This window comes from Nostoc sp. NMS9 (assembly GCF_017114995.1).
Taxonomy (GTDB): domain Bacteria; phylum Cyanobacteriota; class Cyanobacteriia; order Cyanobacteriales; family Nostocaceae; genus Nostoc.
In genome coordinates, this window is record NZ_JABXKL010000096.1 from 1 (window position 1) to 26,240 (window position 26,240).

Here is a 26,240-nt window from a genome sequence, read left to right on the forward strand (position 1 = left end):
TTAACGCTATTTTCAGCTTACTACCTGTCCCTTTCCTTATCCCGAACTCAGGTTAATCTAGCATTTTTTTTAGAAAGAAGAAGTTTTAAATAATACCAATTACAGCCAAAAGTTGAGAGTATTTTTGTTAATTATTATTGCTAATACTATCAAAGCTAAGGCTAATTTATTCCCGTTAAAACTTGAAAATTATTAATAATAATTTTCAAGTTTATAGATTAAAAGTATAATTTTATACTTTAATATAAAGACATGATAAAGGCGATCGCCTAATCCCGCGAAGAAGAATGCGATCGCCTTTATGTCACCCCTTTATCAGGAGACAAATACAATGATGGCACAATTACAAAAGTCTGCCCAATCACAGTTAAAGCAATACCTGGGTGAAAATTTAGATACACCCACCCGCAAGGAATCAACTGCACAGCCATTTCCCAACAGAGAACCGATTAAGCATCTACTGATTGGTTCTCCCAAAGCCGTTAGCAGTACAATTCACTACTTGCAGGTAATTGGCTATGCCAGTGTAGGAGATTGGAGTCCACTGCTACCAACCGCCAACCCAGGTGAAGTAATGAGTATTTTAAGCCGTCAAATTTTAAGGCAATAACCCCTATCTAACTTAGATCCCCGACTTTTCAAAAAAGTCGGGGATCTGAACATTGCTTAAAGTTTAGGCTTGGGAAAAGAAGTCGTTGCAAATTAGGAATATGGTATTTGATTGGGACGAAGAAAAAGCCAAAAGCAATCTTGCCAAGCATAATGTTTCTTTTGATGAAGCTACTTCTGTATTTGACGATCCGCTGTTTTTAACCTTTGCCGATCCAGAACACTCCCTTCAAGAGCAACGCTTCATTATCATGGGAGAATCAGCCAAAGGGCGATTACTAGTTGTCGCTTATACTGACCGTGCAGGCACCACGCGCTTAATCAGTGCCCGTCCAGCTACCCGTAAGGAACGCAAAGCTTATGAGTCAGACCTTTGAAATGGATGATGACTTACGTCCTGAATACGACTTTACTCAACTCCCAGTTATAGCGCGGGGTCAAGGGCGCAAACGATCCACCCTAACTGTTCAGTTAGATCCCGATGTAGCAGCAATTTTTCCTGATTCTGCGGCAGTTAATGAAGGGCTGCGCCTATTAATAAGATTGATTCAACAAACATCATCCCAAGCAGGTGTACAGTCTGTACCTGCATCAAAAGAGGCATAGCTATTAATCTCAATTTGTAGACTCAATCAACAGCACCTTAAATCTTTGTGGACACAAGACTGAGTTTTACGATGTGCCAAAATAAAATATCAGTGAAATTACAGTCTTGACCAATGGTGTGGAATTCGGGGCAGCAGTTATTTGGCGATCGCTACATAATTGAGAGAAAATTAGGCGAAGGTGGAGTTGGGATTACCTATCTCGCTAAAAATCGACGCGGTGAATTGCGAGTCATCAAAACCCTCAGAGAACAAATCCTCAATGATCCCAAATGGATACCACATCAAGATAAATTACGGCATGACTTTCGAGATGAAGCTTTGCGACTGGCTTTGTGTCGCCATCCTCATGTTGTGCAGGTAGAAAATGTCTTTGATGAAGGTAATTTGCCATGTATGGCGATGGAGTACATCGAAGGCGAAGATTTGGGGAAGCTGATAACCGAAAAAGGGGCGTTACCAGAAGCAGAAGCACTACTATATATTAGGCAAATTGGCGAAGCTTTGATATTGGTTCATGAGAAAGGCTTGCTGCATCGGGATTTGAAGCCGAGTAATATTATGATGCGGGCGGGTAAACCAGAAGCGGTGCTAATTGACTTTGGTCTTGCTAGACAATTTATTTCTGGTGGAGTTTTAAAGCATACAGAGAATCATACCCCTGGTTATGCCCCACCAGAACAATATGTACCCATCGAACAACGGGGAGAATATATAGATGTTTATGCCTTAGCCGCTACATTATATTCTTTAGTGACTGGACAATTGCCCATGCCAGCACCAGCTAGACTGCAAAATTTTACGCTACAAGCACCCAAGGAGTTGAATGGCAGTGTTAGCGATAGGGTGAATGAGGCAATTATGAAGGGGATGGCGTTAAATTACAAGTTTCGTCCCCAGTCGGTGGAGGAGTTGTTGGATTTATTGGGTGCGAGTCCTATACCGCCAACACAACCAGTAATATCTCGTCCCAATACACCCTCATCTTGGGAATGCGTCCACATCATCCCCGGTACTTGTAATGAAATAGCCCTCAACCCCAAGGGAGATATTTTAGCAATTGCAGCAGGTTGGCTTATTCACTTCTTTTCATCAACTACAGGTCAACTTCTCCACACTATCACTACCGATCATCCTGAAACTATTCATTGTCTCATGTTTAGTAGTGATAGAGAAATAATAACTAATGGTTATGTTGACAAGAATATCAAACTGTGGGATGTGCAAACAGGTAGAGAAATTCGCACCTTCACCTATTTTACCTACGTTGGAACTGTCGCCATAAGTACTGATGGTCAAATTCTGGCTAGCGTTGGTAATGAGACTATCACACTGTGGGATGTGCAAACAGGCAGGGAAATTTACACACTCACTGGTCATTCCCATAATCATTTTAGCGACCTAGCCATGAGTCGTGATGGACAAATACTCGCCAGTAACTCAAATAAGACTACCAAACTTTATTCAATAGCAACAGGTAGGGAAATTTGCACCCTAACTCATAGTCATTCTGTCGCTTTAAGTCCTGATGGACAAATTCTGGCTAGCGGTAGTGATGACAACACTATCAAACTGTGGGAAGTGCAAACAGTTAGAGAAATTTGCACCCTCACTGGTCATTCTCAATTGGTATTTACCCTCGCTTTTAGTCCTGATGGGCAAATTCTCGCTAGCGGTAGTAATGACAACACTATCAAACTGTGGGAAGTGGCAACAGGGCAAGAAATTCGCACTCTCACTGGTCATTCCAAGTCGGTTTATTCCGTCGCCATTAGTAGTGATGGGCAAATTTTAGCTAGCGGTAGTAATGACAACACTATCAAACTGTGGGAAGTGGCAACAGGTAAAGAAATTCGCATCCTGATGAGTGGTCATCACAAATGGGTTAGTTCCGTCGCCATCAGTAGCGATGGGCAAATCCTGGCTAGTGGTGGTTGGAACCAAACTATCAAACTGCGGTCAGTGACAACAGGAAGGGAAATTCGCACCCTCACTGGTCATTCCAGCTGGGTTTATTCCGTCGCCATCAGTAGTGATGGACAAATCCTGGCTAGTGGTGATGGGGACGGCACTATCAAACTGTGGTCGGTGACAACAGGGCAAGAAATTCGCACTCTCACTGGTCATTCCAAGTCGGTTTATTCCGTCGCCATCAGTAGTGATGGGCAAATTTTAGCTAGTGGTAATGGGGACGGCACTATCAAACTGTGGTCAATGACAACAGGTAGAGAAATTCGCACCCTCACTGGTCATTCCAACTGGGTTAATTCCGTCGCCATCAGTAGCGATGGGCAAACATTGGTTAGTGGTAGTGGTGACAGGAGTATCAAACTGTGGAATGTGCAAACTGGCAGAGAAATTTGCACCCTAACTGGTCATTCCAACTTGGTTGATTCCGTCGCCTTCAGTAGTGATGGGCAAATTCTCGCTAGTGGTAGTAGGGACAAGACTATCAAACTGTGGTCAGTGACAACAGGGAAAGAAATTTGCACCCTCAGTCATTTTGACCGGGTTGATTCCGTCGCTTTTACCCCCGATGGATGTTGGCTTGCTGCTGGAGGTAGGAGCGGAAATATCAAAATTTGGCGATCGCAGCTAGTGGTACTATAACAGTAAAGAAAGTATCAGCAAATATTTTTATTATCTTAAATAGCAATACTCACGGTGATCGCTCACTTTGAGAATGACTGAGAATTGTGGATATAAAATGTTTGATAATAGAGTGCGATCGCTATTTTAGAAGTAAATCCATGTTGGATTTCACGGTGAGACTTGTGTAGCGAACATGACACGCACGCTAATGCTAAATTATCTGCTGTTGTTTTTCCACCTGCGACAACAGGAGTAACATGATCTATGTGAAATGTTGCTTCTTGTCCTGCTTGCGACAAACAGCAATACTCGCAGCGATCGCTTGCTCTTTGAATAACTAATTGACGTAAAGAAGCCCCAATTGTGGACATTGATTACCCAACTTATGTCTCAGTGTGCTTGATAACACACTGCGATCGCAATTTGAGTAGAGATAAAAATTCAGCTAACTCAACGAGTCCTTCCGCTTCCAATCTTTCTGTTTGAGTTAACTCCTCACCCGTATCTTGTCTGTCCAGTAAAAATTGCAAACGTTCTTGGACAGCACGAGGGAGTTGAAATTTCGCTAGTTCAACGGGTATCTCGATTATCTCCGCCATATATGAGACTCTAACCCCAAGAGCAGCAGACACCTAAAAATTATAACAGTTAGCAGAAGGTTCCTCCTCCAGGGCAGGAAAGGCAACAGAAGTAGAAGTTATTGCCACAGTCGAAAAAGGTGTTACCTTTCCCGCTCAATTTGGTAGAACTGGATTTAGGTGTAACTTTCCCTTCAATGCTGAATGGAATGGCAAGTTTTATACTACTAAAAAAATTGAGGCAATAGCTGTTCAAGAGGAAGAAGACTGGTTAAAAAATTTTTAAAAGAATTAGCAGATTTACCAGAAGATGTGCAAGCTCGGATTGAACCAATCGTCTTTCAAGAACGATGAACTGCAAGCACGGATGGAAAAACTTTTAGAACGAAAAAAAGCTGATTTACTAACTCCAGAAGAAGTTATCGAACTTGAATAAATTGGAGAACTAGATAGAATTTTCACCCATATCAATGCAATGCTGATAGCTCAAAAAGATGAAAGTAATCAATAAAAATAATGATGAACACGCGATTAGTCGATTCGCTGGTACAAATTATTGAATCTCTCACTCCAGAAGAGCGCATCTTTTTACAACAGCGACTAAGCAGCCAGCCAATTCAAGTGACAGTCGGTGTCTGCGGGGGACAGCCACGCATTCGCAACACGCGCATCCCTGTGTGGACGCTGGTGGCTTTTCGCCAACAGGGAGCAGATGAGGAAGAGTTGCTGCGAAACTACTCTACCCTAACCCATGACGATCTAAAAGCTGCCTGGACTTATTATGAACAGCACCAAGAACAATTAGACCGAGCAATCATCAGGTTGACTGAGGATGATGATGGTTAAGCTTTACTCTAATAAGAATTTTCCTATGGATATAGTCAGAGAACTGCGCCAGTTAGGCTACGATGTCCTAACTTCCTACGAAGCAGGACAAGCAAATTAAGGTATCCCTGATGAGGAAGTTCTAATTTTTGCGACACAAAACCAGCGAATCGTCATCACTCTTAACCGTGACGACTTCATTGCCTTACATAATAGCGGCATTGCTCACAACGGCATCATTATCTGCAAAACTGATAGAGACTATTTAGGGCAAACTCAAACTCTCCACGCCTACTTGCAAGATATTAAGTCACAAAGTCTTGCTTGGGCGATGACACTGCAAAATCGCCTGATTCGCGTCAAAAAGCAGAACCAACCCAAATCCAGCCGACAAGTTTTTATCATTCAAGAATACCTAAGATAGGCATCAAAGCTGTTGAGTAAACACAAATTTTTAATTTGAAACGAAAACGTTCTGACTTCAAACCGGAACATTCTCACTTCAAACGAAAACATTCTCACTTGAAACTAAAATGTTCTGACTTCAAACCACAACGTTCTCACTTGAAACCGGAATGTTCTCACTGCAAACGAAAACGTTCTTACTTGAAACTAAAATATTAATGCTCTGAACTCGGAGTGTCTCACTTTAAACAAAAACACCCAAGCTCAGAGCAAAAAGTTTTATGTTTTTAGATAACAGCGTCGAGTTAATTTCTCAAATTACGACGCTTGTGGTTGTACTTTTTTAGCTTTCCGGGCAAATCTGCGTCCTAAATCATCAACCATTGAATCTAAACCAGAGCCTTTACCACTGGCTTTAGCATAGTTATATATCATCAAACCCGCCGCATAAGCTTCGCTACCAACAGCTACAGAAGTATCATCCACCAGTTCTTGCAGTTGCGTCAACGACAGCAAAATGGGATACAGGGCTTCAAATAATTCGATATCTTGGCGCATTTCATTCAAGTCAAAAGAACGAGGTAAGAAGTCAGGGTTTTGTGTGCCGATTTCCAATGCCTTACTCACAAACGCCCGACTCTTATCCCCCAGCTTGGGTAAAGCTTTACGCTCCTCGGTTGTCAAATCAATCAAGAACGGTAACTTTTCGCGGATAGTAGTAATAGCTTGCATCACGGCTTCCCTGTCTGCGGAGGAAAGTTTTGCACTGACTTTATTATCTGCCATTTTTCATACACCTTTAATGGTACTAAATTTCAGTATTCCCCAAGTAATTTAGAAAGTAATAGTTATTTATAAGCAATTAAGAAAATTTTTTATACCTTTAAACAAGTGATATCTCGCTAATTAGCAACCTTGAGCAAGTTTCACGATTAGAGTCCACTGGCATTTGACCTAAGGAAGCCAAACATTTAGAGATAATAGTAGCAGAGGTAATCTCAAAATTTGGCGTTAGCAGAGCGGTGCGCTAGCACTTCGCAGCTAGTTGTGGAATAACATTATTACTTCTATAGGAATCCTATTTGATTGCGTGAAAAAACTCAGTACACATCTATTCGCTTCTGTTACCTATTCCCTATTCCCTTTTGGAAGCTGTGAATTTAGCATAATAAGTACGGTAGAGCCATAAAAGTAATAGCCGAAAAATATCCAACCAAATTTTTATTATGACTTCTTCTCCCCATTACATCCCTCAATCTGACCCGCCGCTTCCTCCTTGGGAAACCCTACCAACGATGTACGATTTACCAAGTGACAACCCAGAGGAACCAGGTTTGCCAGACGATTTCCACTTTTTACAACCCTTACTTTTATACTTAACTTTTCAGCCCATTAACTGGAATCCCGAACTAGTTTACAGTGCGGCTGACCTTAATCTCTACTATGATTTACAGCATCCTTTGTGGTATAAACGCCCAGATTGGTTTGGTGTAGTAGGTGTAGGAAAATTATATAAAGGGCAAGACTTGCGGTTAAGTTATGTAACTTGGCAAGAACCAGCAAATCCCTTTGTAGTTGTTGAGTTATTATCTCCAGGTACGGAAGACGAAGATTTAGGCACAAGAAGAGAAAGTCCAGTAGATAAACCTCCTAGCAAATGGGAAGTTTATGAACGAATTTTACGGATTCCCTACTATGTTGTATTTAGTCGCTATACTAATGAACTTAGGGCTTTTCAGTTAGTCGGCGGTCACTATGAACCGATGAATTTGACCGATGGATACCTACTAATGCCAGAGATAGATTTAAGTTTAGGCTTATGGCAAGGTTCATTTCGAGATATTGAAAGGTTGTGGTTAAGGTGGTTTACCTTGACGGGAGAATTAATTCCCGCACCTACAGAGGAAGCTGCTGCTGCAACTGAACGAGCTATAATTGCAGAACAAGAAGCTGCTCAAGCCAAACGAAAAGCAGAACAATTAGCAGAACGTTTGCGTCAGTTAGGCGTGAATCCTGATGAACTAGATGAATTATTGTAGCTTCAGGAGTCTTTTCTGATACGCAGCATAATTTTCTGCTTTTGAGGAATTACCTCCACTAAAAATTTTGATAGCCGATGCCGAAGCAGCTATCTGATAACGATATTGGCTCCCAGAAAGATTAATTTTTGAGAGCGATCGCATATTTAGCACTTGAAATACATATAATATTCCTTTCAGCAAGTCTATAGCAACCTCAGTTTTTATGAAAAACCATGATGTCATGCTATATCCTTACTGTTCCTCAATCCAAGTTTCAATTGGGTTGCTAAGGCTAAGATCAGGTTCAGCAGCAAATCTAAAAGGCGATGCCCTGAACATTTGCAGATATTACCGCAGACACTGATTATGTTGCGGCGGCTAAAATACTTAAGTATGAGTAGTATGATCAAACTACTCAGGTTAAAATTGTCTATTTGGTAACACAAGACCATCAGAAAATTGTAGAAAAGTGTATTTCCTTGGCTCGATAGTGGTGTTAACCTCAATTTAAAGGATGTTATCAGCCTTTATCTGCTAGAGTTTCTGACTTTCAGCAAATTAGATAATTTATCAATAACAAAATCGCTAGGAGTGCGATGATGATGTCACAGTCCCCTATGACAAGACCAGAAATAGCTGCTGGAACTCTAATCGATAACCGCTATATTATCCAAAAACTTCTAGGACAGGGAGGATTGGGACGAACTTACTTAGCATTTGACACTCGTCGGTTTAATGAAGCCTGTGTTCTCAAAGAATTTGCACCCATTGGCACAGGCGAAAGTGGACTGGAACAATATCGTAACTTATTTAAAAGAGAGGCAAAAATTCTTCATCAATTGCAACATCCTCAAATTCCCAAGTTTTTGGCTTGCTTTGAAGGAGATGGTCGGCTATTCCTAGTACAAGAGTATGTTGATGGTAAAACATATTCAAGACTGCTAGGAGAACTTCAACGTCAAGGAAGAAATTTTTCTGAAGACGAAGTTATACAGTGGCTAAAGAATCTGCTGCCTGTTTTAGAATATGTCCATCAGCACAACATCATCCATCGAGATATTTCTCCTGACAACATCATGTTACCCGATGGCAAGGATCTGCCAGTGCTGATTGATTTCGGGGTAGGCAAGCAAATTGCTGACATGAACGAGGGGAGAAATTCCAACCAACAGGTAACGTTTGTTGGTAAAATGTCCCTTGTTGGCAAAGTGGGATATGCTCCCCGCGAACAGATTAGTTTGGGTTTATGTTCACCCTCTAGTGACCTTTATGCTTTGGGTGTAACTGCTATTGTATTACTCACAGCTAGAGATCCATCTTTACTAATGGATCAATACTCACTTGAATGGAACTGGCGTGATTATACCTATGTTACTGATGGGTTTGCTCAAGTGCTTGATTGCATGTTGGAAGATAGACCTAACAAGCGATACCAAACAGCCAGCGAAGTTCTTCGAGATTTAGAGCGTATTGGAGAACCAGAAGTGGCAATGTCTTCTGCAATCATGGTTGATGATTTGCCAGCCACAGTATTTAACCCGGAATTTCAGGCAATGTCGGCCATATCACAGTCATATAACCAACCTGAAGAAACAATTTTTAATTCACCTACTAGTCCCCAAACTGGGCAAAGAATTGAACAACAACAATCTTCACTCCAACCAGCATTTATCAAACATTGTCAGCAAGAATTAGCCTACCATATTGGCCCAATGGCAAATCTGATTATAGAAGAAATACTAGCTCACAATCCTTATATTTCAGCTGACCAATTTATTGAACTTGTAACTAAGGAAATTCCTAACCTTCAAGCAGCTTTTGAATTCAAAAAAAGCTTATTTTCATAGAGATTTAGACATCATGAATTGAGGAAGAATTTTTAATCTCTTAACTAATTGTGTGGGTTTAACTCAAGAGAGCCGTCTTGAAAGAGCCTCATTACGAATTATTGTAATCGCCTGTACCTCCTTGAGTACGTTTGATTCTTTTCATCGCCATTTCTAAACTTAACTGCATCCGTTTAAAGGCTTTAGCTAAATTACCGATTTCATCATTAGACATCTGCTCAAATTCTACTTCCATGTGTCCCGTACTAACTTCTTCGGCTATGCGAGTCATACGTTTGAGAGGCCTCACAACTTGTCGATTCAAGAACAAGTTGACTAACAGGATAGTCGCTATAAATATAGCTGATACAATCAAGATAATTAGTAAGGAAGACTGATTTGCCTTGCTGATGACATTCTTTGCAGGTACTGATATAATCTGAGCGCCAACAATTTCATTAAGCTTCCACCCAAATCCATTAGCAGCACCATAGAGACTAATCATACTTTGAGGTGCAGCTTCAGGTACACTATGACAGACCAGACAGCTTTCTTCAGAAACTGCTAAGGGACGAGCAATATAAAAGATATCCCCACCAGGAATTGAGCGAAATCCACTAACTTCTTTAAGGTCTGATTTATTTCTGAACTGTTCTACAATTTCCGTCTCAAAACCGTCAGCCTTATCCCGAAGATTTGTGGGATTGAGAGTTGCTTCTTTATAAAAGAAATCACGGTAGTCTGTTGTTTTCCGTAAAATTTCAAACACCTCTCGTGCTGAGTATCCAGGCACGGTTTGCGGCAAAAATTCAGTAGCCAATTTATCAACTAGCTCTGGATTCACTTGAGTACTGGTATATTTACGAACAGAACTCATTGTTTGGATGAGCATGAGACCAGTTGAGCTAATATCTTGTTTAGCATTCTCCCTCAGCAGAGAAGAAAGAGTAAATCCACTCAAACTCAGACCAAATGTCAAAATTACCAGTAGCAGAATTGTAAATTTTTGTTTCAAATTGAGATTCTTTAGCATAATTTTAGATTACCTACAAGTCAAATTATTATGAAAAAATATATCTAAAGTTACTGTTTACTCTAGCATGAGCAATCAACTTTCATATTTTCGTGTAAAGGTATAGTTTAGCCAAAACTATGAGGGTATATTCAAACTTTATACTATTAGTAATTATTGAGGTTAATTAAAATGTTCTCTAAGTAACTAAATGCCAAAAAGCTACAACAGCAATTCAAATGGAATTCCTAAAAATTCGTGTTGGCTGAACTGAATACCGTGCCAAAATAAATACCAGCAATTGTCAAATATTACTAATGGTGTGGAATGCAGGAAAGTCTTTATTCGGGGGACGCTACATTATTGAAAGCCAACTAGGTGAAGGCGGAATTGGCATTACTTATCTTGCCAGAAATCAACGAAATCAACAGCGAGTGATTAAAACCCTCAAAGAAGAAATCCTGAATCACCCCGCCTGGATACTCCACCGAAACAAGTTAAGGCAAGACTTTCGTGATGAAGCAGTTCGGTTGGCTGTGTGCCACCATCCTCATATAGTACAGATAGAAACCATCTTTGATGAGGGGAATTTGCCCTGCATGGTGATGGATTACATCGAAGGGGAAGACTTAGCACAGCGCTTGAGGCGAATAGGGGTGCTATCAGAGGCAGAAGCATTACTGTACATCCGGCAAATTGGCGATGCTTTGACCCTAATCCATTCTAAAGGACTGTTGCATCGGGATCTCAAACCACGCAACATCATGATCCGCATTGATAAATTAGAAGCAGTGCTGATAGACTTTGGCATTGCTAGAGAATTTGTTCCTAATATGATCCAAAGGCATACAGTGTATCGTACTCCTGGTTTTGCCCCACCTGAACAGTATGAATCAGAAGCGCCGCGAGGAGAATACATTGACATTTACGCCCTAGCCGCTACTTTGTATAATTTGCTTACCGCAGTTGTACCAACTAGTGCAGATGATAGACGTCACAATATTAATTTAGAACCACCACAATATTTTAATCCCAACATCAGCAACAGGGTAAATCAGGCTATTATGTGCGGCATGGATCTGGAGTCAACTTATCGTCCCCAGTCTGTGCAGGAGTGGTTGGATTTATTGGGTCCTGATACAGGGGAAAATGTAACCAAAATATCATCTACTTTAGTGATCAAATCTAGACTGCAACTACCAGTACCTGTTGTATTAGATCGGCAGAACTGGCAGTGTGTACAGACCCTCAAAGGTCATTCTAGTATGGTTCATGCGATCGCCATTAGCCCAGACGGGCAATTTATTGCTAGTGGCAGTAATGACAACACCATCAAACTTTGGCAAGTGGGAACTGGCAAGCTAGTGCGTCAACTGGGTCGTTGGTCTTCTAGTCATTCCAGTATGGTTCATTCCGTCGCCTTTAGCCCAATCTCTTCAAACCTTTCTTATCAAGGCGAGTCCGGCAAATCTGCGGGAGTTGCAGACCTGAACCGGGGAATCTTAGCTAGCGGCAGTTGGGATAATACAATCAAATTGTGGGATGTCAACACGGGTAAAGAAATTCGTACTCTGACTGGTCATGCTAATTGGGTGAATTCTGTTGCTTTTAGCCCAGATGGCAAGTTTGTGGCTAGTGGCAGTAATGACTGCACAATCAAACTTTGGCAGGTACACACAGGTATAGAAATCCAAACTCTCACAGGTCATTCCGACCCAGTTTCGTCAGTCGCTTACTTTCCAAGAACGCCTGCGACCACTAGCCAGGATAGACAGCTAGTAGCTAGTGGCAGTAATGATTACACTATTAAACTGTGGCAAGTATACACAGGCAGAAACATCTACACATTCACAGGTCATTCCTTCTTCGTCAACTGTATCGCCTTCAGCAAGGATGGGGAAATTATCGCCAGTGGCAGTGGTGACAACACGATTAAACTCTGGCATGTAAATACAGGCAGAGAAATTCGTACTCTCATTGGTCATTCCGATTCTGTTTGGTCAGTCGCCTTTAGCCAGGATGGACAATTTCTCGCTAGTGGCAGTTGGGACAACACTATCAAACTGTGGCACATACACAGTGGTAGAGAAATCAGCACACTTACAGGGCATTCCAACTATGTTAGATGCGTTGCCTTTAGTCCCGATGGCCAAACCCTAGTTAGCGGTAGTGATGATGACACGATTAAAATTTGGCGAAGAGGGTAGTAAATAATTCGTAATCTTTCTATAAATCTACAGATAGAACTGCGATCGCCCCAAATTTGTGACAATAATGACGGCAGCCGTTATTTTTGAACAATAAAAAATTATATGGGCTTTGGTATTGGTGATTTATTCTGGATTTTCCTCCTTCTGACTTCTTTGCAACCCCTTTGGCAAAAACGTCAAATAGAATATCGGCGCTTGCGTGCTTTACAAGAATTCCAGCAGGAACGCAAAAGTCGGGTGATTTTACTGATTCACCGCCAAGAGTCCATTAGCTTTTTGGGAATTCCCATATCTCGCTACATTACTATCGAAGACTCAGAACAAATATTGCGAGCAATTCGCCTCACACCCCCAGATGTGCCGATTGACTTAATTTTGCACACTCCTGGTGGTTTGGTATTAGCTACGGAACAAATCGCCAGAGCGTTAATTCGCCACCAAGCAAAAGTCACAGTCTTTGTACCCCACTATGCTATGAGTGGCGGTACAATGCTTGCGATCGCCTCTGATGAAATTATTATGGATGCTAACGCTGTCTTGGGGCCAGTTGATCCCCAACTGGGTAATTACCCCGCAGCCAGTATCCTGAAAGTGGTTGAAGATAAACCCATCAGTGAGATTGATGACCAAACCCTAATTATGGCCGACCTCTCACGCAAAGCAATTCAGCAGGTACAGAGGTTTGTACGAACTTTGCTAAAAGACAGCATACCTAAACAAAAAGTTCTGCCAGAAAATATCGAACCGATTATCGAAGCCTTGACAACTGGGCGCGTCACCCACGACTATCCCATCACTATTGAAGAAGCAACAGAAATGGGGCTGCCCGTAACCGTCGGACTGCCCCATTCTATTTATGATCTTATGGATCTGTACCCACAGCCACAAGGAGGACGACCCAGCGTGCAGTACATTCCTATGCCTTACAATGACCGCCGTCCAATTCTACCTACACCCAAGGGCAGACCCTTGGAAGAACCAAATCAGATGACTTGAGGGGCTTTGGGGTAGGAGTTTTTTGTGGCGACTAGGGTGTAGCTGTCGGTGTCGCTGTCGGTGTCGCTGTCACTGTTGGTGTCGCTGTTGGTGTTGCTGTTGGTGTCGCTGTTGGTGTTGCTGTTGGTTTAGCTGTTGGTTTAGCTGTTGGTTTAGTTGTTGGTTTAGTTGTTGGTTTAGTTGTCGGCTGGCTGAAGAGTGTCTTTGCTTCTTCATTCAGCTTTTGGCGGAGTGCTAAGTTAGCAATTCCAGTTTCTTGCAACTGATATTTTTTCTGATACTCCTTCACCACTTCTTCCGTGCGGGAACCATAAAAATGATCCCGCGGCAGGGGAGGATTTGGCTTCACCACTACATTCAAATTTCTGTGCAGAATTTGAACGATGTTAGCAGCAAAATCTTGGGTTTTTGGCCCTGCGATGCCATCAACTGGTTTTAGTTTATAACCAGTCTGAAATTCTCGAATTGCCTTTTTAGTTTCCTCGTCTGTCAAAGCAGTATTTGTTACCTTGACGTTATAGCCTAATCCCCGCAATACCTCACGGAATTGCTGGGGCGTATAACTTTTTTGAGGGGCTGCAAAACCTGTGTCTGCAATTACCAAACTAGCAGTCATCAGGCAAGTAACAGCAAAGGTTGCGCTTGATTTTCCAAACCCACACCACATACTTAAAAACTCCTTTGGGTTAAATCAGCAGGATTATAAACGTTAACAGCTGCATTTTAAGTTTGTTTAATAACTTTTTTCACGATTATTTAATGAATTTTGAACAAATTATGATTTTTTTTTGTTAAATTTAGCTAAATCTGTAAAAAACAATTTGTGTCATCTATCAAAAGAAGTATCTTGTATTAGCAAAGATACAGCGGTTATCATTTGAAGCGAATATACCCTTTTAACACTAAACTGCGGTAGGAAATCACATCTGTGCATTGGCGTCAACTTAAGGTGAAAGGCAGTCTCTTTACCTGTGGCTGTGCTGCAATGAGGAGTATTTTCAGCCTATGGTTGGAAAAGAGGTTTTAAAGGACTTTTGTTTTGGCTGAAGTACTTCTACTGGGGTCTACTCGACTGGAAATTGCTGTAATTGGTTAGAAAGGGCCGAAAATTAATAAATGAAAGAATTTATGTTTTAAACACCTAAACAAGTATCATATATTACATAAAATGAAAAAGATAAAATCTTCTAAGCAGCGTAATCTTTGGTTTGAAAGATTTATGGCAATTGCTGCTGCAGTAAATTTAAGTTTAGTGTTGTTTGATTTAAGTTACGTACCTTGGCGAGATTTCTACTTGCGAAAACTTCCCCAAATTACTAATATTTATGACCAAATCAAAGGTATTGAAAGCCATCGAGACACAAAAAGTTATCTAGACACAGTAGACGCATTAGAAGAACAAGTTAGGCAAACAGGTTTACAGTCGCCTCAGGTAAATAGCAGGCTAATACAAATAAGTCGTCTTAGCAGCGAGATGATTGACAGTAACCCGTTTGCGGGAGCGAATAAGAGTGGGACTTTGGAAAAAATCAAACAAAGGATGCGATCGCACATCCGCAAAGAATCTGCAAAACAGTCCTTCGCTACTTTTTGGAGTCAGTCATACTTATCACAAAATGGCTGGCTTGAAGAAATTAATTTTTTTAACAAGAGCATCCGCCCTTTGATCGCCAGTAACTACTACCGCCAAATCGGGGAAAATGGGGATTTTGTTGATAAATTCTGGATTATTGACTTACCCTTTGTGATTTTATTTGGTGTAGAATTGCTGGGGCGTACCTTCTTGCTCAGACGCCAACATCCCGGTTTTAGCTGGTTAGAAGCAGTATTGTGGCGTTGGTACGATTTATTTTTACTACTGCCATTTTGGCGAGGGTTGCGAATCATACCTGTATTAATTCGCCTCGATCAAGCGCGGTTATTGAATCTGCATCCAGTGCGAAAGCAAATTAATCAGGGGATTGTCGCCAATTTTGCCGAAGAACTGACAGAAATTGTCGTGGTGAGGGTAATTAATCAGGTTCAGGGTTCAATTCAGCGGGGTGAATTAACAAGCTGGCTCTCGCAACAAGAAAATTTACGTCCCTACATAGATATTAATAATGTGAATGAAATGGAAGCGATCGCAGGTCTTTTGGTAAAAACAATTGTCTACCAAGTGCTACCTGATATCCAACCTGCGATCGTTGCCATTCTGCGCCACAACATCGAAACCGTCTTCCATCAAGTTCCCGTCTACCGCAACCTCCAGAATCTCCCTGGCGTGGGACACGCTCAAACCCAGTTAAGCGAACAACTGGCGACTCAAATCACAACTAATCTTTACAAAACTTTAGTTAGGGCTGTTGAAGACCCTGTAGGAGCAAAACTCACCAGTCAACTAATAGAAAGCTTCACCAAGGTCTTGGGATCTCAAATCAAGGAAAAACATGTACTCTCAGAAATTCAGAGTTTACTTTTTGACTTCTTAGAAGAAATCAAACTCAACTACGTCCAGCGTTTATCCCAAGAAGACATAGACCAAATTATCGAGCAAACCCGGCAGTTAAGAACACAAGTATCAGTTCCCGTAGTAGTGGATAAAGGCGCTACTCTCCCAAAAATACGCGAAGGGTAGGGAGAGCAGAGGGGCAAGGGAACAGGGGAGATGAGGAGCAAGGGTGACAAGGTGACAAGGGGGTAAACAAAACTCCTAACTCCTAACTCCTAACTCTTAACTCTTAACTCAGCACTCCTAATGCCCAATCCCCAATCCCCAATGCCCAATCCCCAATGCACGACTATAAAAGAAATGCGCTAAACTCGAATTAGGCGAATCATAATTTGGTTCGTCACAAGACTTCTTGGAAGATATACCTATCGCAGGAAGTGGGTCGATGCCCACTTTTTTTATTGAATTCTCTCATGGTTCATCCTTTAGTTCCACAAATTATTGATTTGGCGACACCAGTGGCAGAAGAACTGGGATTGGAAGTGGTTGGCGTGGTTTTTCACACCAACCAAAGTCCACCAGTGTTGCGGGTAGACATTCGCAATCCTGAGCAAGACACTGGGTTGAACGATTGTGAGAGGATGAGCCGTGCTTTAGAAGCCTCCTTAGATACTGCGGAAATCGTTCCAGATACATACGTCTTGGAAGTGTCTAGTCCTGGTATTTCGCGGCAGCTGGTAACAGAGAGGGAGTTTATTTCCTTTAAAGGATTTCCTGTCATTATCTCCACTTCGCCACCCTACGACGGACAACAAGAGTGGATTGGTCAGTTGATTCGTCGGGATGAGACAGCACTTTACTTAAATCAAAAAGGTCGTGTAGTCGAAATTCCCCGCTCCCTAATTACTAAGGTGCAGTTAGAGGAGCGCCGATAAACAAAGGGCTATGGCTCAAGAGTTAGAGACTAGAGCACCTTAGCTCAAGGCTAAAGATTAGGAACTAAGGGCTAAAGGTTAGAGGCTAGGGGCTAGAGGTTAGAGATTAGTTTAAAGCTATTCTCTAATCCCTGGCTCTAGTGCGTAGTTTTCAGTCCCCAGTCCCTACTCAGTAGAGACGCGATTAATCGCATCTCTCCCCACTCCCTAATTTTTAAAGGAGATTGCTTATGTCAATGGTTACTTTACCCGGATTAAAAGAATTAATTGAAAGTATAAGTCGCGAACGGAATTTACCCCGGCTTGCAGTTCAATCAGCTATTAGAGAAGCATTACTCAAAGGCTATGAACGTTATCGCCGCGCCCAAAATTTAGAGCGCAAACAGTTTGACGAAGATTATTTTGAAAATTTTGAAGTTGAACTCGATATCGAAGGAGAAGGATTTCGCGTTCTTTCCACCAAAACCATTGTTGAAGAAGTAGATAACACAGACCACCAAATTTCCTTAGACGAAGTTCAACAAGTCGCTCCCGAAGCGCAGTTAGGGGACTCTGTGGTGCTGGATGTTACCCCCGACCAGGGAGAATTTGGTCGGATGGCAGCGATGCAAACTAAGCAGGTATTGGCGCAAAAGTTACGGGATCAACAGCGCCAAATGGTGCAAGAAGAGTTCCAAGATTTAGAAGGAACTGTTCTCCAAGCAAGAGTCCTGCGGTTTGAGCGGCAATCAGTGGTTCTAGCAGTTAGCAGTGGCTTTGGTCAGCCAGAAGTAGAAGCCGAATTACCGAAGCGGGAACAGCTGCCCAACGATAATTATCGGGCAAATGCCACCTTCAAGGTATATTTGAAAAAAGTCTCCCAAGGTCAACAACGAGGACCACAGTTGCTTGTGTCTCGTGCTGATGCTGGTTTGGTGGTTTATCTTTTTGCCAACGAAGTCCCAGAAATCGAAGATGAGGTGGTACGTATTGTTGCCGTAGCTAGGGAGGCAAACCCCCCTTCCCGTTATGTCGGCCCCCGGACTAAAATAGCAGTAGATACTCTCGATCGCGATGTAGACCCAGTAGGCGCTTGTATTGGAGCTAGGGGATCGCGAATTCAAGTGGTAGTCAACGAATTACGCGGTGAAAAAATAGATGTAATTCGCTGGTCGCCAGACCCAGCAACATACATTGCTAATGCCTTAAGTCCAGCACGAGTAGATGAAGTACGCCTGATGGACCCAGAATCGCGGCAAACTCACGTACTTGTAGCTGAAGATCAATTGAGTTTGGCTATTGGGAAAGAAGGACAAAACGTCCGTTTGGCAGCCCGTCTAACTGGTTGGAAAATAGACATTAAAGACAAAGCTAAGTATGACTATGCAGCAGAGGATACCAAATTTGCAGCCGTTAGAACAAAATATCAATCAGAGGAATCAGAAGAAGACGAGCTTGAATATAAAGAAGAATTCGAGGATGAAAATCAGAATGAATTAGAAGAGGAAGATAGTTTTGACAATAACGATGATGAATAATTGATTAATTTTGTAAAGTTTTGATACTGTAAGATTGTAGTCTCAGTCTCAAGGATTATTTTCTCAAAAGCTACTTGGTATAAGTAAAAAATAGTAATAATAAACTTCTTTTTACATCCCAAATCCTGGACTGAGATCGCAAAGAACCGATGCAACCAAATTATCGGCGCTGTATTAGTTGCCGTAAAGTAGGCTCAAAAGATGAGTTTTGGCGGATTGTCCGCGTCTTTCCATCGGGAAAGGTACAATTGGATCAGGGCATGGGGCGTTCTGCCTATATTTGTCCAGAAACGAGTTGCTTACAAGCGGCTCAAAAAAAAAATCGACTAGGGCGATCGCTACATGCATCAGTGCCAGAAGCACTGTACCAAAGCTTGTCGCAACGTCTAGCCCGCAGTAATACCCAAAACCAAATTTAGTTGGAACAACTTTGTGACGTAATCATTAGAGGAATTGTGTCGAAAGCCGAAATCGCGCTTTCATCACACTCCCTGTTGAGCGTTAAGGTTAGTGCCAAAATAGTAAATGGGTGTAAAAGGCATTCGGCTCTCCAATAACGAGGGGCGAGGCACCATTCCCAGAACAAGATGTAATCGATTGTGTTGTGGAAGACTCAGAATCAACAAAACAAGAAACTACAAAATGGCAACCTGGTAGCGCTCAGGCGCAGTTCGGCGTCAAGGGTTCCTATAAAAATCTTTTATTTAAGAAATTTTTATGGGTATCCCTCAACCATCATTCCTGGTGGGGATGCCATTATTAAACCGAAACATCTCTCTTTCCTGATTGGAGGCACCGGCAAAAACTGAACGGCAGTCTAAAAACAGTAATCCAAGGATGGAGATGTCGCACTCCCAGGCAACCATCCGCTAAAACTGTAAATTAAAGGGGAAGAGTGGATGAACAACGGCAAAGTTAGAATTTATGAATTATCAAAGGAATTGAATTTGGATAACAAAGAGCTACTAGCAATTTGCGACCAGCTCGATATTGCGGTCAAAAGCCATAGCAGCACGATTTCAGAATCCGAGGCAGAAAACATCCGGGCGGCAGCAGAAAAGCTTGCAGCTACGAATGTGTCAGCCAAAAAGGAACTAGGTACAACCAGCCATAAGCCGAATTCACCACCGAACGGTGGACGTAACCGACCTGCTGCACCCCACAAACAGCAAATTTTGGAAATACGCAAACCCAAAATATTGAGAAATACTACCTCCAACGCCCCAGAGGCGTCACTTGCTAACAATACCCAAGCTGCCTTGTCTGAAGCTAATCCTCCCTCTCCTCCACGGCCTTTCGCTACACCAGTCTCACCCCTGAAACCGGCAGCACCAACTCGACCTGTGCCCCGGACTCAATCTGAGACTCAAGAGCAACCTCCGATCGCTGACTTGGAACAAACGCCTAATCCAAATCCAGCGCCGGAAAAAATAGCATCCCAAAAACCGGAAAAAACAGTTACACCCAGACCGAAATCGGAAAAACCGATCAAACCGCAACTAGTTGCTCCTCCAGCCAGACCTGAGGCAGAAGTTGCCCAGGTGGAAGATGAGCCGCCAGTATCTCAGGCAGATAAACCGATCCTCAAACGCGACCAACGGCTACGACCCGCGGAAGGCGATCGCGAGCAAATTAAGCCAAGAGTCGCTAAACTGCCAACAGACCAGTCTGCACCAGGTGCGCCACAAAGGACTAGTCGTCCTACCCCTGCACCCAGCAGACCAGAGCAGAGAGGCAATAGACCATCTGCACCATCACAATTGGGAGAAGGACAAAGACCCAGACCGGCACGTCCAGGTGAAGCAGTAGCAGCCGCAATGCCGATCGCTACTCCACCCAGACAGATGTCAGGCATAGCGGGCAAATCTCAAGGATTGGGTGATGAGCCAGTCACACCGGATCTCCTCGATTTGAAACGCCCAAGTCCGCCTCGACCGACCAAAGGCGGTAAAAAGTGGGTAGAAGAGGAAATAATTGACGAGGTTAAAGAGAAGGCAAAAGCTGGCGTCAAAGGCAAGCGAATCAAACCCATACTTGATGATGAGTTTGAAGAAGATTTGCTGGATGATGACGATATAGATTCACCAGCCACAGTCCAAGTCAGCCTTTCTATCGCTCGTCCTCCCAAACCGAAAGCGACTCGACCTGTACAGATGCCAGGTGCAACCCTTGCTAGCGCCCCAACTGCAAGAGCCAGAAAGTCTGGTTCTAGGTCTGGTTCCAAATCTGGTTCTGGGCGCGACCATCACCAAAACCGTCGCCAAGAAGCCGAGACAAAGCGCGATCGCCCCGAAAAAGTGACGATCACAGGGCCGTTGACTGTGCAAGAACTTTCTGACGTTTTAGCCGTTCCTGATACAGAGATTGTCAAAATCCTGTTCCTTAAAGGTATGGCGGTGAGTATCACTCAAAATTTAGATATTCCCACAATTACCTTGGTAGGAAAAGAACTAGAAATAGAAGTTGAAACCGCCGAACGAGAAGCAGAAGCTCGGAAAATTACGGAAATGGTTGGTGCAGAAGACCAAGAATATCTCCACCGCCGTCCGCCTGTCGTGACAATTATGGGTCACGTAGACCACGGTAAAACAACCCTGCTCGACTCAATCCGCAAAACCAAAGTGGCTGCTGGTGAAGCTGGCGGTATCACTCAGCACATTGGTGCATACCATGTGGATATAGTACACGAGGGCAAACCACAGCAGATAGTCTTCCTGGATACTCCTGGTCACGAAGCCTTTACAGCTATGCGGGCACGAGGAGCGCGGGTAACAGACATTGCCGTCTTAGTAGTGGCTGCTGATGATGGTGTCCGTCCCCAAACCATTGAAGCCATTAGCCACGCCCAAGCCGCAGGAGTACCAATTGTTGTTGCAATCAACAAAATTGACAAAGAAGGGGCACAGCCAGAGCGGGTTAAACAAGAACTGACCCAGTATGGTCTGACATCAGAAGACTGGGGCGGTGAGACAATCATGGTTCCCGTGAGCGCCATCAGAGGTGAAAATCTGGATACGCTCTTAGAGATGATTCTCTTAGTAGCAGAGGTTGCAGAACTATCTGCCAACCCAGATCGTAACGCCAAAGGAACTGTCATTGAAGCACATCTGGATAAAGCTAAGGGAGCAGTTGCTACCCTACTAATTCAGAATGGCACCCTGCATGTGGGAGATATCTTAGTAGCTGGCTCGGCCTTCGGTAAAGTCCGGGCGATGGTGGATGACAGAAGTAAGAGAGTAGAAATTGCTTCTCCTTCCTTTGCTGTCGAGGTACTAGGTTTAAGTGATGTGCCAGCAGCTGGCGACGAGTTCGAGGTCTTCCAGAACGAAAAAGAAGCCAGATCTCTCGCTAGCGATCGCGCAGACAGACAACGCCTATCCCGCCTATTACAAGGACGTGTTACCCTCACAACCCTGTCGGCTCAAGCACAAGAAGGTGAGTTGAAAGAACTCAACTTGATCTTGAAGGGAGACGTACAAGGTTCGGTGGAAGCCATTGTGGGAGCGCTCAAGCAAATCCCGCAAAACGAAGTCCAAATTCGGATGCTGTTGGCTACGGCTGGGGAAATCACCGAGACAGATATCGATTTAGCAGCTGCCAGTAACGCTGTAATTATCGGCTTCAACACCACTTTTGCCAGTGGCGCTAGACAAGCCGCTGATGAAGCAGGTGTCGATGTCCGGGAATATAACGTCATCTACAAACTCCTAGAAGATATCCAAGATGCCTTGGAAGGTCTCTTGGAACCAGAGTTGGTGGAAGAACCCTTGGGTCAAACCGAAGTCCGTGCCGTCTTCCCAGTCGGTCGTGGTGCGGTTGCCGGTTGCTACGTTCAATCTGGCAAGCTAGTTCGCAACTGCAAAGTCAGGGTGCGACGTGGTGGTAAGGTGATCTTTGAAGGCGTCCTTGACTCCTTAAAACGGATGAAAGAAGATGCTCGTGAGGTCAACGCCGGTTATGAATGCGGTGTCGGCATGGATAAATTCAATGATTGGGTTGAAGGTGACATCATCGAATCCTATCAGATGGTTACAAAACGCCGCACTCTCACCTTAACGAGATAGTGTTGAGGGTAAAATGGTTAGAAGTTAGGAGTAATAAATTAGGAGTTAGGAGTTAAAGGCTGCTAATTCTTAACTCCTAACTCTTAACTCACAACTTTTTATAATATGCATTCATTTCGCTCTGAACCTATTTTGTGGATTCACGTTGCTGGATTGGCGACGTTGCCTGTTTTTTTAGTACTCTGCTTATTGTTCTTGTCTGTAGGCGAGCCGTTTTTGCCGGTCTGGATGGAGCTATTCTTAGTTGCCGCCATTGGTGTTCTCCCTCTGTTATGGATGCAGTTGCGTCGCCCCTTTTATATATTTGCTCTTTTAGGAATAGCCCTAAAGCCAGAAAATCTGACTGAACGGCAGCGGAAAATTCTCTGTTTAATTAATACAAAGTTAAATCGTATCCTGGCATTAGCGGCAGCAGTATTGTCGGTTTGGATACTGTGGAATCTTTACCAAATTGCCCCATTAGTAGCAAATTCAGCTAAATTCCTCCCACAATGGCGCAGCCTTGCACTAGTGCTTGCGGGATTAGCCTTTTTGGGCAGCAATCTATTTTTACAAATACCTGTGAGTGTAATGCGAGTTTTGGTGATTAATGAGACAGAATTCGCTGGCATCGAGCCATTATCTTTAGAAAAGATTAAGCAAGATTTCACCATTTTAGGAGTGCGGGTTAATCAAATCGTGCCCCGATTATTGCAATCATTGTTTAGGATAAATACAGATTCGTAGTAGCCCGTAAAGTATATTATTTCACTTTCAAGGGCTAGAGAAAAGAGCAGGGGGGCAGAGGAGTAGAGGAGAATAAATAACCAATGCTCAATGCCTAATATCCAGTTACCGTTGAAGTTTAAAATAAAGGAATAAGGAACTATGGCTCAAATTCCAGCTTCTAGCGATCGCCAATTTTCTGTTAATACTGAAATTTGGTATAGCCTCAAATGTGCGATCTCCACTAGTTCCGGTTTTCAACGCTGGCAACTAGAACGCGATGCTCAATTAGAAGGAATTCGCTTGGAACATCAGGTACAAAGGTATTTAAGGGAAACTTTAGAAACTTTAGCTTACTAAACACCAAATAAATCTTGTAGGCTTGTTTGCAAGCGGCGGAGTTGACGGTATGCACCCTTCAAGCGATCGCCATCAACTTCCACTTCATTAGTGGGATAATTCTTAATAATTTTAATCAGCGACACTTGCCCGTCTTGATTCGCAGAAAGTACCAAAGCGGCTCGTAAAGCTTGCCGATTTGCTCTTTGAGACGGTGTATAGGTAACTTGACTAATTCGATCCAAAATAATATTACCAATCTGGCTATTCAGCACTTTATCTAAAAATACAGGGTTTACCTTCACAGGCTTTGTTAAATACTGACGAATGGTTTTGGGGTCTTGTCGTGCCAAAGCTAAATTAACTTTTAGTGAACCTGAGAGTTCACCTGTTTGGGCAAAGGTGGATAGTTCCTCTACAGAAAGTGATTCACGGAAGATACTATACTTCAGCACTACTCGTTCTGCTGCAAAGGCAGGAGTGGACAAAAACAGAAGACAGATAATGCCTACTAAAACTAAGACGCGACGCAGCCCTAAAAAATAAAAATGCATTTCTCCCGATTTCCAATAGGTTTGCTTTTTCTGTGATGATATTTCAGCAGAATTAGTTGTGGTATCTAGCTTTAGGGAATACTAAAAATCGCCTCATCTCCATAGTGCCCCTAAGAAAATTTTCTGAATAACACAATATAACTAATGTATAAGTTCTGTGACCTATCTAGGGAATTTAGCTGAATCAGTGCTAATCATCCAGTATAGTTTTGCATGGGTTTTAGAGCAGCTACAACGCTGTTATCTTTAACCTTGTTTGATATACGGTAATTCAGCACATCACAGACGGAAAAAATGAAATATCGGGGTTCTCACATTTGTCTGGCGAAAAATTTTCGCCTTCTTTCTAGCAGTCATCTCAGATACACTTTGCGCCTGGGAGCCGGACTAACGGCAATACTTGTTGTTTCTAGTGGGTCAATACTACTACCTAATGAGGTTAATGCTGGTGCTACTCATCTAGAAAATATCGCCCCAACTCTTACAGCACAAGCCCCTGCAACTGCCGCAGCGATTTACGTTAATCCAGCAACTGGTGCAGATAGGGCTGGTGCTGGTGCAACCTCAGCTGCACCCTACAAAAGCATCAGTTTCGCTCTCAGTCAAGCCCAAGCAGGTGCAGTTATTCAATTAGCACCTGGTAATTATAACCAGGAAAGTGGTGAAACCTTCCCGCTTTTACTTAAACCAGGGGTGACACTGCGGGGTGATGAAGCTACTAAAGGTCAGGGGATATTGATTACAGGTGGAGGTTTCTACACTAGTCGCACCTTTGCTAGACAGGATATTACCATCCTTGCCGAGCAAGATACCACGATCGCTGGTGTCACCGTCACCAACCCAAATAGCCGGGGTACGGGTGTGTGGGTGGAGTCAACTAATCCGATTATCAAAAACAGTACTTTTACTAACAGTGTCAGAGAGGGTGTTTTTGTCACAGGTACAGGCAATCCCAAAATTGAAAGTAACCTCTTTGTGCAAAACAAAGGCAACGGAATTTCAATTGCTAAGACTGCTCAAGGAGAAATTCGGAGTAACTTATTTCAGGATACTGGTTTTGGTCTTGCGATCGGTGGGACTTCTACACCTCTAGTTATAGAAAACCAAATTATCGAAAACCAAGATGGTCTCTTTATCTCAGAGACTGCCAAACCCGTGTTGCGTAAGAATGTCATTCAGAACAATAAGCGGGATGGAGTAGTAGCAACTGTTAATGCTTTACCCGACCTTGGCACCAACCAAAATCCTGGTGGCAATCTTATCCGCAATAACACTCGTTATGATGTGAACAACGCCACCAAAACCGGTAAAATCGTCGCTGTTGGCAACGATATCGATCAGAAAAAGATTTTCGGCTCAGTAGATTTTGTTGCTGCAACTGTTGATGTACCGCCTGGAGGGCCTGTTGCCTTTAAAGATGTACCAGCAAATTACTGGGCAAAAACTTACATCGAAGCTTTAGCCTCCCAAAATATTATTGCTGGTTTTCCTGATGGCAGCTTTAAACCCAATGAACCTGTAACCCGCGCTCAATTTGCCACTATTATCACTAAAGCCCTAACGCCACCAACCAAACGTGCAGCCATTCAGTTTAAGGATGTAGCAAGCAATTTCTGGGCTTATGCTGCTATTCAATCTGCTTACCAGAGTCAATTTGTTTCTGGTTATCCTGATGGCACCTTTAAGCCACAGCAGCAAATTCCTAGAGTGCAAGCGCTAGTCGCTTTAGCTAATGGTTTGGGCTTAACTGCGAATAATCAGAATGTCCTTTCTTTTTACACCGATGCTGCCCAGATTCCTAATTATGCGATCGCTCCTGTTGCGGCGGCAACTGCCAAGCAACTAGTGATCAACTATCCCACAGCCAAGCAACTCAATCCTAATCGTCAGGCGACTAGAGCCGAAGTTGCTGCCTTTGTTTACCAGGCACTTGTCAATGCTGGACGTGCCCAACCAATTCCTTCATCCTATTTGGTAACAGTTCAGTAAATGTCTAGTTAGCAAATTGGAAGCGCC

25 protein-coding genes are annotated in these 26,240 nt (G+C 43.0%); 18 read left to right on the forward strand and 7 right to left on the reverse strand.

The window, feature by feature from the left end:
- Window positions 1–331 precede the first annotated feature (331 nt).
- From HWQ40_RS31800 to HWQ40_RS31815, 4 genes are all read left to right on the forward strand, one after another.
- Window positions 332–610, forward strand: a complete 279-nt coding sequence (locus HWQ40_RS31800) for a hypothetical protein (protein WP_292785907.1) — start codon at window positions 332–334, stop codon at window positions 608–610.
- A gap of 100 nt (window positions 611–710) precedes the next feature.
- Entirely contained in the window at window positions 711–986 is a 276-nt protein-coding gene (locus HWQ40_RS31805) for a BrnT family toxin (RefSeq protein WP_292785909.1), read from the forward strand.
- The gene (locus HWQ40_RS31810) at window positions 970–1,215 is read left to right on the forward strand and encodes a hypothetical protein (protein ID WP_292785911.1); all 246 of its coding nucleotides are present in this window, start codon (window positions 970–972) and stop codon (window positions 1,213–1,215) included. Before HWQ40_RS31805 ends, HWQ40_RS31810 begins: the two co-directional genes overlap by 17 nt.
- A gap of 113 nt (window positions 1,216–1,328) precedes the next feature.
- On the forward strand, window positions 1,329–3,824 hold the full coding sequence (locus tag HWQ40_RS31815) for a serine/threonine-protein kinase (RefSeq protein ID WP_292785912.1): 2,496 nt from the start codon (window positions 1,329–1,331) through the stop codon (window positions 3,822–3,824).
- Between the two features lie 62 nt (window positions 3,825–3,886).
- On the opposite strand, the gene HWQ40_RS31820 is transcribed toward HWQ40_RS31815, so the two are convergent.
- On the reverse strand, window positions 3,887–4,177 hold the full coding sequence (locus HWQ40_RS31820) for an HNH endonuclease signature motif containing protein (protein ID WP_292785913.1): 291 nt from the start codon (window positions 4,175–4,177) through the stop codon (window positions 3,887–3,889).
- Window positions 4,178–4,189: 12 nt separating this feature from the next.
- Window positions 4,190–4,405, reverse strand: coding sequence for a hypothetical protein (locus HWQ40_RS31825; protein ID WP_292785915.1), 216 nt, complete (start codon window positions 4,403–4,405; stop codon window positions 4,190–4,192).
- A 495-nt stretch (window positions 4,406–4,900) separates the two neighbouring features.
- Here HWQ40_RS31825 and HWQ40_RS31830 point away from each other — a divergent pair, with 495 nt between their 5' ends.
- Window positions 4,901–5,230 carry a DUF433 domain-containing protein gene (locus HWQ40_RS31830; protein ID WP_292785917.1) on the forward strand — a complete coding sequence of 110 codons (330 nt, stop codon included), beginning with the start codon at window positions 4,901–4,903 and terminating at the stop codon, window positions 5,228–5,230.
- A gap of 103 nt (window positions 5,231–5,333) precedes the next feature.
- Window positions 5,334–5,633, forward strand: coding sequence for a DUF5615 family PIN-like protein (locus HWQ40_RS31835; RefSeq protein ID WP_292785996.1), 300 nt, complete (start codon window positions 5,334–5,336; stop codon window positions 5,631–5,633).
- 299 nt (window positions 5,634–5,932) lie between these two features.
- On the opposite strand, the gene HWQ40_RS31840 is transcribed toward HWQ40_RS31835, so the two are convergent.
- Window positions 5,933–6,400 (reverse strand): hypothetical protein, encoded by a 468-nt coding sequence (locus HWQ40_RS31840; RefSeq protein WP_292785919.1) that lies wholly within the window; start codon window positions 6,398–6,400, stop codon window positions 5,933–5,935.
- A 440-nt stretch (window positions 6,401–6,840) separates the two neighbouring features.
- Between HWQ40_RS31840 and HWQ40_RS31845 the strand changes: the two genes are divergently transcribed.
- The gene (locus tag HWQ40_RS31845; protein WP_292785922.1) at window positions 6,841–7,653 is read left to right on the forward strand and encodes a Uma2 family endonuclease; all 813 of its coding nucleotides are present in this window, start codon (window positions 6,841–6,843) and stop codon (window positions 7,651–7,653) included.
- Here the strand turns inward: HWQ40_RS31845 and HWQ40_RS31850 are convergent.
- Window positions 7,645–7,878: a hypothetical protein gene (locus HWQ40_RS31850; protein WP_292785924.1), complete on the reverse strand. Its 234-nt coding sequence runs from the start codon at window positions 7,876–7,878 to the stop codon at window positions 7,645–7,647. The genes HWQ40_RS31845 and HWQ40_RS31850 overlap by 9 nt on opposite strands.
- Window positions 7,879–8,237: 359 nt before the next feature.
- Between HWQ40_RS31850 and HWQ40_RS31855 the strand changes: the two genes are divergently transcribed.
- Window positions 8,238–9,482, forward strand: a complete 1,245-nt coding sequence (locus HWQ40_RS31855) for a serine/threonine-protein kinase (RefSeq protein WP_292785998.1) — start codon at window positions 8,238–8,240, stop codon at window positions 9,480–9,482.
- 91 nt (window positions 9,483–9,573) lie between these two features.
- Here HWQ40_RS31855 and HWQ40_RS31860 read toward each other — a convergent pair whose 3' ends face one another.
- Window positions 9,574–10,494 carry a DUF3365 domain-containing protein gene (locus tag HWQ40_RS31860; protein WP_292785926.1) on the reverse strand — a complete coding sequence of 307 codons (921 nt, stop codon included), beginning with the start codon at window positions 10,492–10,494 and terminating at the stop codon, window positions 9,574–9,576.
- Between the two features lie 296 nt (window positions 10,495–10,790).
- Here HWQ40_RS31860 and HWQ40_RS31865 point away from each other — a divergent pair, with 296 nt between their 5' ends.
- Together HWQ40_RS31865 and HWQ40_RS31870 are read left to right on the forward strand one after the other, a co-directional pair.
- Window positions 10,791–12,680: a serine/threonine-protein kinase gene (locus tag HWQ40_RS31865; protein WP_292785928.1), complete on the forward strand. Its 1,890-nt coding sequence runs from the start codon at window positions 10,791–10,793 to the stop codon at window positions 12,678–12,680.
- Between the two features lie 105 nt (window positions 12,681–12,785).
- On the forward strand, window positions 12,786–13,679 hold the full coding sequence (locus HWQ40_RS31870; protein WP_292785930.1) for a hypothetical protein: 894 nt from the start codon (window positions 12,786–12,788) through the stop codon (window positions 13,677–13,679).
- 31 nt (window positions 13,680–13,710) lie between these two features.
- Here the strand turns inward: HWQ40_RS31870 and HWQ40_RS31875 are convergent, their stop codons facing one another.
- Window positions 13,711–14,346, reverse strand: coding sequence for a peptidoglycan-binding protein (locus tag HWQ40_RS31875; RefSeq protein ID WP_292785932.1), 636 nt, complete (start codon window positions 14,344–14,346; stop codon window positions 13,711–13,713).
- A gap of 501 nt (window positions 14,347–14,847) precedes the next feature.
- Here HWQ40_RS31875 and HWQ40_RS31880 point away from each other — a divergent pair.
- From HWQ40_RS31880 to HWQ40_RS31910, 7 genes are all read left to right on the forward strand, one after another.
- Window positions 14,848–16,296 carry a hypothetical protein gene (locus HWQ40_RS31880; RefSeq protein ID WP_292785934.1) on the forward strand — a complete coding sequence of 483 codons (1,449 nt, stop codon included), beginning with the start codon at window positions 14,848–14,850 and terminating at the stop codon, window positions 16,294–16,296.
- A 287-nt stretch (window positions 16,297–16,583) separates the two neighbouring features.
- On the forward strand, window positions 16,584–17,045 hold the full coding sequence (gene rimP / locus HWQ40_RS31885) for a ribosome maturation factor RimP (RefSeq protein ID WP_292785935.1): 462 nt from the start codon (window positions 16,584–16,586) through the stop codon (window positions 17,043–17,045).
- Window positions 17,046–17,275: 230 nt separating this feature from the next.
- On the forward strand, window positions 17,276–18,562 hold the full coding sequence (gene nusA / locus HWQ40_RS31890; RefSeq protein ID WP_292785936.1) for a transcription termination factor NusA: 1,287 nt from the start codon (window positions 17,276–17,278) through the stop codon (window positions 18,560–18,562).
- A 149-nt stretch (window positions 18,563–18,711) separates the two neighbouring features.
- Window positions 18,712–18,981 carry a YlxR family protein gene (locus tag HWQ40_RS31895; protein ID WP_292785937.1) on the forward strand — a complete coding sequence of 90 codons (270 nt, stop codon included), beginning with the start codon at window positions 18,712–18,714 and terminating at the stop codon, window positions 18,979–18,981.
- A 480-nt stretch (window positions 18,982–19,461) separates the two neighbouring features.
- Window positions 19,462–22,626 carry a translation initiation factor IF-2 gene (gene infB, locus HWQ40_RS31900; protein WP_292785939.1) on the forward strand — a complete coding sequence of 1,055 codons (3,165 nt, stop codon included), beginning with the start codon at window positions 19,462–19,464 and terminating at the stop codon, window positions 22,624–22,626.
- A 105-nt stretch (window positions 22,627–22,731) separates the two neighbouring features.
- Window positions 22,732–23,352, forward strand: a complete 621-nt coding sequence (locus HWQ40_RS31905; protein WP_292785941.1) for a low-complexity tail membrane protein — start codon at window positions 22,732–22,734, stop codon at window positions 23,350–23,352.
- A gap of 141 nt (window positions 23,353–23,493) precedes the next feature.
- Window positions 23,494–23,691: a hypothetical protein gene (locus tag HWQ40_RS31910; protein ID WP_292785942.1), complete on the forward strand. Its 198-nt coding sequence runs from the start codon at window positions 23,494–23,496 to the stop codon at window positions 23,689–23,691.
- Here HWQ40_RS31910 and HWQ40_RS31915 read toward each other — a convergent pair.
- The gene (locus HWQ40_RS31915) at window positions 23,688–24,224 is read right to left on the reverse strand and encodes an alpha/beta hydrolase (protein ID WP_292785944.1); all 537 of its coding nucleotides are present in this window, start codon (window positions 24,222–24,224) and stop codon (window positions 23,688–23,690) included. The two genes, HWQ40_RS31910 and HWQ40_RS31915, sit on opposite strands and share 4 nt — an antisense overlap.
- Window positions 24,225–24,518: 294 nt before the next feature.
- On the opposite strand from HWQ40_RS31915, the gene HWQ40_RS31920 reads away from it, so the two are divergent.
- Window positions 24,519–26,213 carry a DUF1565 domain-containing protein gene (locus HWQ40_RS31920; RefSeq protein WP_292785946.1) on the forward strand — a complete coding sequence of 565 codons (1,695 nt, stop codon included), beginning with the start codon at window positions 24,519–24,521 and terminating at the stop codon, window positions 26,211–26,213.
- Window positions 26,214–26,240: the final 27 nt, after the last annotated feature.